This window comes from Azoarcus sp. Soil_N_20, from assembly GCF_057656155.1.
This window is the reverse complement of sequence record NZ_JBDGKX010000002.1, coordinates 204,062-217,993: the sequence shown is the minus strand read 5'-3', so window position 1 is coordinate 217,993 and position 13,932 is coordinate 204,062. Positions and strand designations below refer to the sequence as shown.

The 13,932-nt window shown below is 62.8% G+C and carries 12 protein-coding genes; all 12 read right to left on the bottom strand.

The genetic code is table 11. From position 1 onward, the window contains the following. Positions 1 to 5: 5 nt before the first annotated feature. Entirely contained in the window at positions 6 to 362 is a 357-nt protein-coding gene (locus tag AC3A35_RS05520; protein WP_487434915.1) for a phenol hydroxylase subunit P4, read from the bottom strand. Positions 363 to 430: 68 nt separating this feature from the next. Beyond that, on the bottom strand, positions 431 to 1,948 hold the full coding sequence (locus AC3A35_RS05515; RefSeq protein ID WP_487434914.1) for a YHS domain-containing protein: 1,518 nt from the start codon (positions 1,946 to 1,948) through the stop codon (positions 431 to 433). Between the two features lie 14 nt (positions 1,949 to 1,962). Continuing rightward, entirely contained in the window at positions 1,963 to 2,232 is a 270-nt protein-coding gene (locus tag AC3A35_RS05510) for an MmoB/DmpM family protein (protein WP_487434913.1), read from the bottom strand. 9 nt (positions 2,233 to 2,241) lie between these two features. Beyond that, a complete protein-coding gene (locus AC3A35_RS05505) occupies positions 2,242 to 3,234 on the bottom strand; it encodes an aromatic/alkene monooxygenase hydroxylase subunit beta (RefSeq protein WP_487434912.1) in 993 nt (330 codons plus the stop codon). A gap of 15 nt (positions 3,235 to 3,249) precedes the next feature. Beyond that, complete coding sequence (locus tag AC3A35_RS05500; protein WP_487434911.1) at positions 3,250 to 3,516, bottom strand: phenol hydroxylase subunit; 267 nt, start codon at positions 3,514 to 3,516, stop codon at positions 3,250 to 3,252. A gap of 7 nt (positions 3,517 to 3,523) precedes the next feature. Continuing rightward, positions 3,524 to 4,453 carry a catechol 2,3-dioxygenase gene (locus AC3A35_RS05495; protein ID WP_487434910.1) on the bottom strand — a complete coding sequence of 310 codons (930 nt, stop codon included), beginning with the start codon at positions 4,451 to 4,453 and terminating at the stop codon, positions 3,524 to 3,526. 41 nt (positions 4,454 to 4,494) lie between these two features. Next, complete coding sequence (locus AC3A35_RS05490; protein ID WP_487434909.1) at positions 4,495 to 4,812, bottom strand: 2Fe-2S iron-sulfur cluster-binding protein; 318 nt, start codon at positions 4,810 to 4,812, stop codon at positions 4,495 to 4,497. Between the two features lie 411 nt (positions 4,813 to 5,223). Continuing rightward, positions 5,224 to 6,894, bottom strand: a complete 1,671-nt coding sequence (locus AC3A35_RS05485) for a sigma 54-interacting transcriptional regulator (RefSeq protein WP_487434908.1) — start codon at positions 6,892 to 6,894, stop codon at positions 5,224 to 5,226. A gap of 150 nt (positions 6,895 to 7,044) precedes the next feature. Next, positions 7,045 to 9,444, bottom strand: coding sequence for an efflux RND transporter permease subunit (locus AC3A35_RS05480; protein WP_487434907.1), 2,400 nt, complete (start codon positions 9,442 to 9,444; stop codon positions 7,045 to 7,047). After that, on the bottom strand, positions 9,444 to 10,562 hold the full coding sequence (locus AC3A35_RS05475; protein ID WP_487434906.1) for a WD40/YVTN/BNR-like repeat-containing protein: 1,119 nt from the start codon (positions 10,560 to 10,562) through the stop codon (positions 9,444 to 9,446). The genes AC3A35_RS05480 and AC3A35_RS05475 overlap by 1 nt, the downstream gene beginning before the upstream one ends. Positions 10,563 to 10,696: 134 nt before the next feature. Beyond that, complete coding sequence (locus tag AC3A35_RS05470; protein WP_487434905.1) at positions 10,697 to 12,049, bottom strand: DUF1329 domain-containing protein; 1,353 nt, start codon at positions 12,047 to 12,049, stop codon at positions 10,697 to 10,699. 31 nt (positions 12,050 to 12,080) lie between these two features. After that, entirely contained in the window at positions 12,081 to 13,769 is a 1,689-nt protein-coding gene (locus AC3A35_RS05465; RefSeq protein WP_487434904.1) for a DUF1302 domain-containing protein, read from the bottom strand. Between the last annotated feature and the right edge of the window lie 163 nt (positions 13,770 to 13,932).

Genomic DNA, 13,932 nt, shown 5'->3' with positions numbered 1-13,932 from the left:
TGCCCTTACGCTGCGTTCAGGAGCGCGTTCAGACCCGGCGTGCGAAAGCGGATCTGGTCTTTGTGGCCGATGCCGTTGGCGGCCAGGCTGCGGGAGAAATCGGGGGTAAAGGGCGCGTTGTCCTTCAACCATTCCACCGTGCTCCAGTCCACCGCAGCGGCGTCCGGGTCGGGCTGCACCAAGGCCGTCAGCGGTCCGCTTACCAGCTCTGCGAAGGGCGTCTCGGGCGGCAGGCACAGCAGAAACGGCGAGGCGAACAGCAGGTGATGGTCCCAGCTCACATACACCAGTTGCTTGCCGTTGAAGTTCTCGACGCGATCGCGCGATACGCCGACATAGTCTTTCATTGATTTGACTGTCATCTCGAAGATCCTTTTCTCGCGGCAGGGGCGCCCCGTCGCCGGGGCCACCCGCTACCGCCGGTTTCACATCAGAGGTTGGAGGTCGCGAGGCCGCGCCATTCGTTGAAGTGCTTCTGGTCGGTCGATCCGTCGTAATCGCCGTTGTCGTCACCATCACGCAGGCTGACCCAGTTCATCCACGCACCGACATCGCCCCCGAGCTCGCTGAACAGGGCCGGCATCGGCAGCCAGGACTGGATGTACTTCTCCGGCTCGTTTTCGAAGATGTCCATGCAGCCGTCCGAGCAGAACTGGTACTTCTCGCCCTTGTAGACCGTCTCGCGGTGGCAGGTCAGGGTCGGGTCGTCCGGCTCGGTGAACACGCTCGGCAACTGGCAGCACTGACACAGCCTGGCCAGGCCATAGTTCTTGAACGGCGTGCCGGCCGCCTTGAGCTTCTTGATGTGTGCCCAGCGCGGGCGGTAATACTTGTCGAAGGTGTCGGGGTACTTTGCCGACAACCAGTCCATGTCCTCGTCGGACGGAATCCAGCTGTGGAAGGACGTGCCGAAGCTCCACTGGTACAGCCCCAGCATGAACTGGTGCGACATGTGGTCGATGGCTTTCTCGGCGTCGTCCCAGCCCTTGGGCGGACGGATGCCGTAACGGGCCAGATCCTTGAACAACGCGCCGCCGTTTTCGACACCGTAGATCTCCCACGCCTCGCGCCACGACATGACCCGCTTGGGCAGCATGTAATCCATCATCGTGCTGACCAGGCCAAGCACGCGGAAGCCGCGCCAGAACCACTTGTCGATCCAGGCCTGCACGATGGGCAGGTTGTCCGGGTCCTGCTCGAGCATGAACTTGATGCATTCCAGCCCGAGCGTCATGTGGCGCGCCTCGTCCGACTGGGCCGAGAAACCGAAGGTGACGGTGGCCATGTCGCCGTTGTAGGCCGCGCCCGACATGAAGGGCACGAACAGCAGGTTGGTGAGCACGTACTCGAACGAGAAGCCGATCGCGATCATGAATTCGAAGGGGCCGGCCGACATCGCATCGTCGAAGAAGGAACGCGCCACCGAGGTGTACCAGATGCGGTCGCGCGCATCGGCGAAGGCATGAAAGCCGTCGTAGTAGCGGTTGTAGTTCGACATCGCATGGATCTGGGTCTGCGCGTGGCGCAGTTCGTCGATCGCCTGCATCTGGCAGGCGACCTGGGTGCCGACGCCCGGAAACTCGCGCCCGGCGCGGGCAAAGCCTTTATGCGCGGCATACTCGCCGGGGCTGATGGCCTGCAGGAAGATCTTCAGCGCCGACAGATAGCGCGCATCGGTGATGTTCAGGTGGCCGTTGTTCTGCGCATGGGCGTCGATGATGGCGTAGAACTTGCGCTCCTTCTCGGCCTGGTATTTCCAGTAGGCATCCATGGTCAGGCGGAAAGGGTCTTCCCACTTGTCCCAGTCGTGCACCTTGATGCCCTCGTAATTCACGTAGGGAAAGATCGCGTCCTTGTCCTGGTAGCTGGGCTCCCAGCCGAGATCGCGGGTCAGCGCGCGATAGCGCTCCTTCATACCGAGTTTCTTCTTGGTGGCTTTCATGTCCATGGCGGGCTCCTTGCTCAGCTATTCCAGGTCAGGGTCAGCGTGTCTTCGTCTTCATCCACGTTGCCCGAGAGGGTGATCAGGTTGATTTGCAGCTCTTGCAGGTCGTAGGCGCGGCCAACCTGCTCTTCGATGGTTTGGCGCCGGATCACGAGATGGTCAGGCGCGTCGATCTTGACCATCGCCGGCTGTCGATTGATGACCGCAGCCGGGTTGTCGAGCGCGATCGCGTCGATGATCGGACGGGTATCTTCGTTGGCTTGCAGGGCAATGAATACGGTTGACATGGGGGCCTCTCAGAGATCGATGCCGGTTTTGCGGATGCGCGCCTTGAAGGCTTCGACCTGTTCGGCCACGGCCTCGTCGGCCCGTACGCCAAGTGCAATCTCGATGACCGGCACCATGGCTGCAGCAGCACGACAGTTCCAGTCGGCGATCCATTGCCTGAGCTGGGTGCGGTTGTCGTCGGATTCGGCTGCAGCCACCTTGAGCACCGCATCGACCCATTTGCGGGTCTCGTCGAACCAGTCGGTCATGAACTGGGTGAGCATGGCCACGGCGCTGCCGCCCTTGACCGAGAAGTCGTCATCCACCACCCGGCCATAGACCAGCGGATACAGCAGACCGTCCAGCGCCACGTTCTGCGCCACGAACAGTTCGAACGGATCGCGCACCACCATGCAGTCCTCGACGTAGCGGCGCAGTGGTTGCCAGGCTGCATCGTCGAGCCAGGCACGCTTGCCCTCCTCCAGCGCCTCGGTGTCGCCCAGCAGCAAGCCGAGGCGCGACAGATACTGGGCGATGCCCAGGTTGTCCATCGCGTGGTACATGCAGGGCTGGGTGAAGACCGTGGCGTAGCCGTAGCCACAGATGAAGGTGTTGTTCTGGTTGGCACCCCAGGCGGCATGACGCAGGGGCATCAGCACCTTGAGCGCGGTGGCAGCCAGGTCGGGCACCATCATTGCGGCCAGCCCGCGCGACTCGACGAAGGCGAAGTTGGCTTCGGTGGTGTCCTGCTGGCGGGCGCGCGTCAGAGTGTAGGTGCTGTAGTAGAACTGGCGCGGGTCCTTCAGTGCGTACCAGTCCTTCATGACGATCCGGGTGATGCGCTCGTCGTAGAGCGCCTGATCCGGATCCCAGGTGGGACGATAGTGAAGGTTCTCCGCCGCCTGGATGTCGTAGCTACCCTCCTGGTAGCGCGAGGCCGGCTTGTCGCCGAAACGGCGGACGAGGTGGTCGAACGCATTGCGCTGCGGCTCGATGGCAACCGTGCGAAGGTCGATCTGCATGAGGTGTCTCTCCTGCTACTGTGATTGTCTGAAACGGGTGTGGGTGGCATCGGCAAGACGCCAGTCCCAGTCGCCCTGGGGGGCATCGGGATCGCGGGGCGGCAAGATCTCGACCCGGTTGGCGGCGCAGAACTCGGTGAGTGCCTCACGGGTGAGGATCATCTCGACAAAGATCTCCGCCTCGCCGATGGCAAACTCGAATTCGATGAACCCATTGCCGCGCTCGCCGCAGATGCGGACGAAGCGCCGGGTGGTGTCCATCGCGAGGGAATCGACGCTCATCGGACGCTCAGCTGACAACAGTCAGGAAGGTCTCGTGCAGCTTGCGCTGCGGGTAGTCGAGACCCTGGCCGAAGTTGTCGAAGGTCCACGTCAGCGGACCATAGTCGGGATAAGGCTGGTAGCCGCCCATGAAGGTCTCGAAGCGGTTGCCTGACGGATCCCAGGCGTAGATCGTGCAGCCGCGGGTAACACCGTGGCGGGTCGGGCCGATGTCCACCGGCACCAGGTTCATCGACATGATGTCGCCGGCGCGCAGCACCTGCTCCCAACTCTCCATCAGGAAGGAGCAGTGATGCAGCTTGCCCGGCTCCGGATACTCGGCAAAGGCAATGTCATGGACCTTGTGCGAGCAGGACAGCCAGATCGCCACATTGCCTTCACCGTCCGGAGTCAGCACGCGCTCGACGAGGTAGAAGCCAAGCACCTCGGTGAAGATCTTCTGCACCTCGGCGACGTTCGGGCCGTAGAGCAGTGCATGGTCAAGCCGCACCGGTGCAATGCCATGCTCACGCTGCGGCCCCCACGGCGCCGGATTCACTTCCGCAAGACCGTTGCCGATGGAGGTCTTGTCGGCATACAACTCCATCACATGACCCGAGGGCAGGGTGAAGCGCACCCGCTCGCCGGTTTCCAGCATCTCGCCCGCGGGGATGCGTTCGGTGGCAAGACCATAGGCCTGCAGATCGGCGTCGAGCTTGTCGAGGGTCGCCTTGTCGAGCACCTTGAAACCGAAGAAATCCAGCCCGGCACGGTCGGCCTGCCGGATCACGTAGCTGTTGTGATCGCGTTCATCCCAGCACTTGAAATAGACCCGCCCTTCCGCATCGCGCCCCGTCTCGACCAGCCCGAGCACGTCGCGATAGAAGCGCACGCTCTCCTCCAGATCAAGCACGCGAACCTGGGCATGGCCAGGGCGAAGAACACCAGTGAGTGCCATATCTCATCTCCTCTTTCTTGTGGATATATCGAACGGAAAAATCAGCGAACGGAAGCGGGATGGCAGACCTTTCTCTGCAGTTTTCCGATCACCTTCAGGGAAAGGTCGCTGGAGGGGTACACACGGCAGGCCAGCAGCCTGTGGTGCGCGACATCGTCGTCACTGACGTGATCCCGACTCATCACGCGGGCGTGAAATTCGCCGGCAAGCACTTCGATCTTGCACACGCCGCAGCCACCGCCCCTGCACCCCATGGGTATCCCGCGCAGCCCGAGGCGATTCAGGCCTTCCAACAGCGACTCGCGCGGCGCGCAGGCATAGCTGACGCCCGTGCCTTCAATCCTGACCGTGTGTGACATGGCCCCTCCTTGTGTGTATCGACGCGTTTGTCAATCGGCGGCTTGAATCAACCCTGTTAATGCCGCGCTAAGCATTACTAATGCACACGCCGTGCCACGCTACCAAGCAACTGATTTATATGGATAAATATGTGAGCGGAAAAATCGACCCGTCCGCAGGCCTGACGCTTTGGTCCAATTCCCCCTTTCGCCTGACAAAAGCGTCAAGCTGCAATGCAACAATCAGAGGCGACAAGGAAACGCCCGCGTAGCCATCGAACACTGGCTACGCGGGCGCGGGGACTGGATCTGGTGGAAGGCGGGCCGAACGCCCTGACGGTCGGGCGTCAGTCCGTCATCGCGACCTCGGCCGGGGCGTGTCGGCCCGAAGCACAGCGACGGGGGATCCGCCCAAGGTGGCGGCGAGAGGTATCAGGCGGCGGGGACGGCGCCCTGGCGCAAGCGGTAGGCGAGTTGGCGACGGGTGATCCCGAGCAGTCGTGCAGCGTGGGTGAGATTGCCGTTGGCACGCCGGACGGCCAGCTCCAGCAGGTGGGCTTCGTGCTGCTCGAGCTTGAAGCCGTCACGCAGGATCGCTTCGCACAAACGGCTGCGGCTCGCCTCATCCTCATTGCCGACGACGCCCGCATGATCGACTCCGGCACCGCCGGGGATGACCGGCGCACCACCGGCAAACAGGTGGTCGATCTCGATCAAGCCCCCGTTGGGTGCCAGCAACACGCCGCGTTCGATGAGGTTCTCCAGTTCGCGCACATTGCCCGGCCACTGGTAGGCCGACAGCGCCTGCATCGCCCCGTCACTGATGCCCTGGAGCTTCTTGTGGTACGAAGCCTCATACTTTTCGAGGAGCGACGCCGCCAGCAGCGGAATGTCGCTGCGGCGCTCGCGCAGCGGCGGAATCACCACCGGATAGGTGGCCAGCCGGTAATACAGATCGGCCCTGAAACGCCCGTCCGCGATCGCCTGCTGGAGATCCACGTTGGTCGCCGCCACCAGGCGTACGTCGATCTTGCGTGTCTGCTCGTCGCCGAGGCGTTCCACCTCGCCGGTCTGCAACACCCGCAGCAGCTTCACCTGGGCCGCGGGCGACAGGTCGCCCACCTCATCAAGGAATAGCGTGCCCCCGTGGGCCCGTTCGAACCGCCCCGCCCGCGAGGACTGGGCCCCCGTGTAGGCGCCCTTCTGCACGCCGAACAGCTCGGACTCGATCAGGTCGTGGGGTATGGCCGCACAGTTGACCGCCACGAAGGGCTGCGCGGAGCGGCTGCCGTGCTCGTGGATCCAGCGTGCAAACATCTCCTTGCCGACCCCGGTCTCACCCAGCAGGAGCACCGTGATCGGACTGCTGGCGGCCTTGCTGACCAGATCGAAAGCGGCCCGGAAGCCGGTCGAAGCGCCAATCAGGTTACCGGCCGACTCGACCGCACACCGGCGCAGGCGTGAAAGCTCCTCGCGCATCTCATCGAGCTGACCCTGGAGGTTGTCCGGCTTGAAGTAGTCCAGGTACGCGTCATCGCCCCAGGCCTCGGCGGGTTTGCCGACAATATGGCACTGGTGGTCGCCCTTGGCGATACAGGACGTTTCGCGAAAAACAATGAAGCGGTTGAAGAACTGGGTGACGTAACCCGAGGCATAACCGACCAGACTCCAGCACGCCGGATCGTCACCGATACCGAATTGCTGCAGGTGGGAGTCGGCCTCCCAGGAGTTCTCCCAATCCACTTCGCCGACAAAACTGCCCCGCTCCCAGTCGAGCTCGGCCTGCGTGATGGTCGCCTTGACCAGCCCTTCGAAGGCATGCAACTCGGGGCCGATGCGAAACACGTCATACGGATCGCCCGCACCGTAGAGTTTTTTCGCCAGCTCCGCATCCTGTTGTCCGGATGCGAAGCCCATGCGAATCAGCAGCCCACGAGCGCGCTCCACCCCAAGGGAGTCAAACAGTTCCCGCCGCAACGCGCCCATCGCGCGAGCGTGGAACAGCAACATGCGATTCTCGTCCAGCCAGATCTCGCCCCGATCGATATTGAAGCGCAGCCGGGAACGCAGATTGAACTGTTCGATAAGCCTCTGTTGCGCCATTCCGTCTCCACCTCGGCCTCGGTGGGCCGTTGTTGTAATGTCACTGGCCGTACTTTAACCCCCAACACCGCGCGCCCCAATGTCACCGTGGCCAGCTCCGAACCATCGAGCGGCACCAGCGGGTGACGCGACATGCTCCGTTCCTCTCCTTCAGGCCACGACGCCTTCGTTCGGTCGCAGCAGGAAATGACTCAGTGCCGGCAGCAGGATCAGCGCCCCGAGCATGTTCCAGATGAACATGAATGCCAGCAGGATGCCCATGTCGGCCTGGAACTTGATCGGCGACCACACCCAGGTGGCCACCGCCAGTCCCAGCGTGATCCCGGTCATCACCACGACCTTGCCCGTGAACAACAGCGCCTTGTAATAGGCCTCGGAGAGGCTCATGCCCTCCTTCATCCGCGCCAGCACCACTGTCATCACATACAAGGCGTAATCGACGCCGATACCGACCCCGAGCGCGATCACCGGCAAGGTCGCCACCTTCACCCCGATCTTCAGCCACACCATCAACGCCTGACACAGCACCGAGGTAATCATCAACGGCAGTACCGCGCACACCACCGCGCGCCACGAGCGGAAGGTGATGAAGCTGAGCACGATCACCGCGCAGTACACCAGGATCAGCATCTGCGTGTTGGCCTTCTCGACCACGATATTGGTCGCCGCCTCGATACCGGCGTTGCCGGCCGCGTTGAGAAAGCGCAGCTCGTCCGTGCCGTACTGCGCGGCAAACGCCTCCACCGTCCTGACCACACTGTTGAGTGTGTCGGCCTTGTGATCCTTGAGGTAGGCGTACACCGTGAGCAGATCGCAGTTCTGGTTGAACATCTCGCGCGGTGCGCGGGTGATGATGGCATTGAGCATGTCCTGCGAGCGCGGGATCTCGAACCACTTCAGACTGCCCTCGTTCATGCCGGCGTTGGCAACCTTGGCCAGCCCCGCGAGCGAACTGGTGCCCTCGACGCCGGGCAGCTGCTGCAACTCACGTTCGAGCGCATCGACTGCCATCAGCGTGTCGTACTGCCCGCAGGCGTATTGCGGGGTCCTGACCATCACGATGTAGACATCGCTGCTGGCCGCGTAGTTGGCGCCCATGAAGGCGTTGTCGCGGTTGTAACGCGACTCCGGGCGTAACTCGGGCGCCCCGGGGTCGGTGTCGCCGATCTTGAGCTGGGCGCCGCCCAGTACGCCGATCGCCCCCATCACCGCGCCCGCCAGCACCCCGATGGTGGCCCATTTGCGCTGAGTGAACAGATCCAGGAAAGACCAGAATGGGTGGCGCCTGTGCTCAAGATCGCTGGCTTCGAGGCGCTCCGCCAGGTTGCTGCGCTGTGCGGCCGCCGCACTGACACCGGTGTAGGAAAGCAGGATCGGCAGCACCGCCAAGTTGGTGAAGATCAGTACCGCCACGCCCAGGCTGGCGGTGACCGCAAGATCCTGAATCACCGGGATGTCGATCACCATCAGTACCGCAAAGCCGATCGCATCGGTGATGAGTGCGATCATCCCGGTCAGGAACAGACGGCGGAAGGTATAGCGGGCGGCCACCATCTTGTGCGTGCCGCGACCGATGTCCTGCATGATGCCGTTCATCTTCTGCGCGCCATGGCTCATGCCGATGGCAAATACAACGAAAGGCACCAGGATGGAATAAGGGTCGAGCTCATAACCGAATGTTGGCAGCAGGCCGAACAACCACACCACCGCGGTCAACGAGCACAGCATGACCAGCAAGGTACTGCGCAGGCAGCGCGTGTACCAGTACAGCACCGAAGTGCAGATCGCGATTGCAGCGGCGAAGAAAAACATCACCTGCTGCAGCCCGTCGATCAGATCGCCCACCACCTTGGCAAAGCCGGTGATGTGGATGCTGATCCGCTCCGACTCATATTTCGTTCGCAATGCCTCCAGACGCTGCGACAGCGCATGGTAGTCGATACGCTCTCCAGTCTCGGCCATGCGATCCTGCAGTGGCACCATCACGATGCTCGACTGGTAGTTGGCGGCCACCAGTTGCCCGATTTCGCCTGAGCGTTCGACGTTTACGCGCACCTGCTCGAGGCTGTCCGAGGAGCCATCATAATCATCTGGAATCACGGGCCCGCCATCGAGTCCTTCCTCGGTCACGCCGGTCCAGCGTACCGCCGGCGCCCACAGCGATTTCATGAAGGGCCGGTCGACGCCCGGCATCAGGAACAGTTCATCGCCGAGCTTGCGTACCGTGTCGAGATACCCGGCATCAAAAATATCGCCGTCCCGCGCCTCGACCGCGATGCGCAGGCTGTTACCCATGCCTGAGAGCTGGCTGCGGTTTTCCAGATAGTTCACGATGTACGGATGGCCGGTCGGAATCATCTTCTCGAACGCGGCGTTGAGCGACAGCCCGAGTGCCTTGTAGCCAAAGAAGACAGTCGCGATCAGACACAGCGCGAGTACCAGCGCGCGGTTGTTGAACAGCAGGCGTTCAAGCAGCGAGCCCGAACGACGGTCGAACCCCTGGAGTCCGTCCGCAAGGCTTGGGCCGGACAATGTGTTTGCGATACTCATCACTTTGCTTCCGCTACAAGTTTGCGATGTTCGACGCGAGCAAGGCCGCGTGCACCCGAGAAAACCAGATCCCCATCTGCGGTCTCGACCATGCCGGTCAGCCCGCTACCGGGGTGGTCGGGTAGAGCGACGAAGTTGCGCGCACCGTCGGTGCTGCGCAGCACACGTCCGCTCTCATCGGCCAGCACGACCGATCCATCCGACAACAATCGTCCGGCACTAATCGTGATTTCCTGATCGATCGAAACCTGCGCCCAGCTTTGCCCGCTGTCGTGGCTTCGCCAGACGTTGCCGCGTAAGCCGAAAGCCAGAAGCGTGTCTGCATCCAGCGCCAGCACCCCGAAGTAGGTGCCGGTGTAGGGCGTGGGGATGGCCGTGAAGCTTGTGCCACCATCCTGCGAGCGAAACAGCACACCCTGCTCGCCGGCAATCAGGACGTCCCGGCCACGCGCCTGGACCTGATAGAGGTGATTGCCCCGTGCGTTCGGGATCCGCCCGGTCAGCGATTGCCAGGTCGCACCGCCGTCGTCGGTCACCAGCGCCAAGCCGTAGGCACCGACCGCGTAGCCGCGTTGATCATTGGCGAAATACACCCCCAGCAAGGGCTTGTCCGGCCCTTCTTCGACCAAACGTTCGGCATCGCGTACGTCACGCGCGGCAGACGCGTTGCCCGCGGCCAGACGCATGCGGGCCTCATCCAGCACGATGGCGGCCGCCTGACGGCCATCGAGCTGACGCGTCCAGCTGTCGCCACCATCTGCGCTATGCAGGATCACACCACTGTGCCCCACCGCCCATCCCCGATCGGGGCCGGCAAAATGTACGTCGGTCAGCGCCACGCTTACCGGTACCGCGCGGGCCTGTCGCCAACTGCGGCCGTGATCGTCGGACAACACAACGTTGCCACGCACACCCACCGCCACCACCCGTTCGGCGGCGCGGGCAAGTGCCAGTTGAGTGGAGGCCTGTGCCCGGACATCGGCCCGCGCCGCGAGCTCGAGCAGGTCGGGCACCTTGTGCGGCTCGGCCGCCACGGCGGATCCGCACAGCAGCCAGAAAAGAGAGAACAGGATGGCAACGTGGGGCACGCGCCGACCGGATGGAGTCTTGAAAACCATGGTACGTACTCGCTCGCAGCACCCGTCCGTCACGCGACACCATTGAAAGCGGTGCGAACCGACGGGCGCATCAGGAGTGGAAGGCAGCTGCCGGCCCGGAATCGGGCCGGCAGGCAACAGAGACGAACGCTGGATCAGCGCGAGGCTTCGGCAGCCACTGCGTCACCGGTGAAGTAGGTTTCCGGCTTGCGCGGCACGACCTTGAAGTCTTCATCATTGAGCGCCTGAATCACGCTCATGGTGCCAGCCTGCAGGTTGAACACGGTCGCGGTCTTGATCAGCGTCGCCGGGATGGACGGCACCACGAAGGGGGTCACCTGGGTCGTGCGCCACAGCTTGTCCTCGGCGTCGTAGCCGTCGACCAGCGCGATCAGCCAGGTGTCCTCGTCAAGGTAGTAGCGCCGCTTCGGCACCGCATGGCGCTTGCCGCCCGCGACATTGGCCTCGACCACCCACACCCGATGCTTCTCCCAGCGCACGTGGTCGGGGTTGAGGTGGTTCTTCGCGATGGCATCGTCGAGCCTGGCGCCGATGAGTCCGTTGTTGTTGTACGGAATCAGCATTTCCTGCTTGCCGACCAGCTTCCATTCGTAGCGATCGAGCGCGCCGAAGAAGCCCTGTACCTCGTCGAAGTAATTGGCACCCGACGCGACAAAGTCCGGCGTGTCGTAGGACACCGTCGGCGCCCGGCGCACGCGGCGCTGGCCGACCAGATACTGCCAGGCCTGGCGTGCATTCTTCTGATCGATGCCGTCCCGGATCACCAGCGACTCGCCGGCCTTGAACGGCGGCTCGAGGGTGTTGAAGCGAAACATCGCATACTCGCCGGACCAGTTCTCCGGCGTCGCATCCTCGTAATACTGCGGATACTGGAAGGCAATCTCGTTGCGCGTCGCCAGCGTATGCGAACCGTCGGCATTGCCGACGATGTTCTTGAAGCGATACTCGATCGATGGCGCCTCGACGCGCATCAGGAAGTTCCACATCACCTCGACCCCGTCCTTCGGGATCGGGAACGGCGTACCACCGATGCAGCCGGAGATGGAGTAGCCGCCGTCCCGTGTCTCACACCGGGTCGCATTCTTCGCGACGTTGTCGTACACACGCTGGGGTGCGGCCGCGGTGCGGTGGGTAGGATAGACGTCGAGGCGGAAGCTGTCGGGGTACTTCTGCAACAGCGCCTGGGTGCCGTCGGTCAGCAAGGCAGCATGTTCAGCCATGTTCTTGGCCGTGACCTGGAACTTCGGCTTTTCGCCAGCGAATATCTCGGTCGGAATATCCCCCATCTTCTTGCCCGGCAGCGGTTTGGTGACGCCCCCTTCCCACGGCGGAATGCTGCCATCAGTGTTTCCGGCCTTTTCCGCGCCCAGCGGCGTCAGCGTGCTCTTGAGCCTGGCCGCCTCGTCCGCGCTCACGCCGGCCTGGGTACTCTGTGCGCCCATCAGGACGGTCGCCAGCGCCGCCCACAGAAGCTTGTGCTTGATCATCGTTTGTCTCCTCGTTCGCCGATGGCTTGAATCAGAAAGTGCGCTGAACGGACAGCGAGATGAAGTCGCGGTCGCCATGGAAGTTGTTGTATGAAAGCTCGGGCACGGCCGTGTTGTATTTGATGACGGAGCCCGCACGCCCGAAGTAGTGGGTGAAATTCAGGCTGGCCTGCCAGGTTCTCTGGTAGTCGCCCTTGATCCCCAGACTCACGTTGCCGCCATGCTCGGCCGGGAACAGCGCACCATTGACCGACGAGCGCCCCCCCAGTCCATAGCTCAGCCCGATCGGCACCTGCAGATCGAGACCAGGCGTGACCTGGAAATACTCGGGAGTGAACACGAACTGGATCGCACTCGCATCTCGGGTCGCCAGCGGATCGAGCTGGTCGGCGTTGTCGGTGATCTTGAGTCGCCGGTTGTAGGCGAACTCGCCGATGAACGATGCGCCGTCCCACAGCGCGCTCGCACCCATGACGCTGATTGCCGACAGGTTCAGGTGCATCGTCCGGCCCTTCGGGAATGCGGCGTTGTCATCCCCGTCGGAAAGCGGCCCGGTGATCACGGTATTGCCGGTTGCCACCAAAGGCATGTTGTCGCGGAACGACATCTCGCCGGCAATATTCGTCTCGCCCAGCAAGGTGCTGAAGCTGCCGCCCACGGTGCGGATATTCTCGCCAAACACCTGGACGTAGTCGCCAACGCTGCCCGGCTGGACATTCACGCCAGGCCGAAGATAGAACTGCGGCATCTTGTCGTGAAACTGCGCCGCATAGAATCCGTACTCCGCATTGCCGCTCTTCAGGCGGACCTGCACACCACCCTGCCCGGAATCCTTCGCTTCGATGTCCTTGCCGCGGAACACGGCTGCACCCGGCCCGAGGATCACGCTCTCGCCCCCCTCGTCCACGAAGTCGGCAAAGCTGAAATAGCTTCCCGCCGCCGGCAGGCGCGACTTGCGCCACTCGGCCTGGAAATAGACGCCGATGGTCACATCCGCGTTGACCTGGAGTTGCGCCGACACCTGCCCTACCGGCCGCGCCACTTCCTTGAACTGCGAGTTCGGAACGGCCAGTGCGCGAGCGAGGTCGAGCGGCGTCTGCGCGCCCGCAATCCCGTTTGAACCGAAGAACAGGCTCTCACCGTACAACTGGGTGAAACGCCCTCCCTTCAGGTTCAGGCTCATGCCGGCCGGGGCCAGGTTTCCATAGACGAAGGCATCCAGAAACTCTGCGTCGCGCCCATGCAGACGCTTGGTGTCGTCGGTAAACCTGTTGTACGAGGCTGATCGCGAATTGACCAGTGCGCCGCCCAGGGCACCCGGGTTGTCGTTGGATTCGTTGTACACCTGGTCGTACCAGGCGGCACCACTTACGCGAAAGCCAAACGCGCGCTTGTAACGGAAGTCGAACTCCGACAGCACATCCAGACGGTTGGAAATCAGTCCACGATCAAAATTGAGGTCACCATCGTTGGTGTTTGCCTGCGGTCCGATCGAATTGTCGGCCACATCGGAATCAACGCCACGCACCCGCCACCCGGCGCTGTACTTGACCGTGTTGTCCCACGAGACCCGGATATCCGGATTGCCGGTATCGATCTGAACGGCGGCTGCGCCACCGCTCGCCAGCAGGGCCCCAGCGGCAGCGATCGCCGCACTCAGGCGGCTTGCGCGCGGCCCCGGTCGAGCCTGAGCACCTTTGGTGCAAGGACGCTTGTTCATCTCTTCCTCCTCATGCGTGGTGTGTCTTTCGTCTTGTCGTCCAGCTGGCGGTGAAGGTCTTGGGCCTGTTACGCAGCGGGGTAAGGCGAAAGTTATCGGCAGGGAGGATTACCGTCCAATACCATTAATCTCCCCACTCCATACCCTTAAGGTATGATTCAGC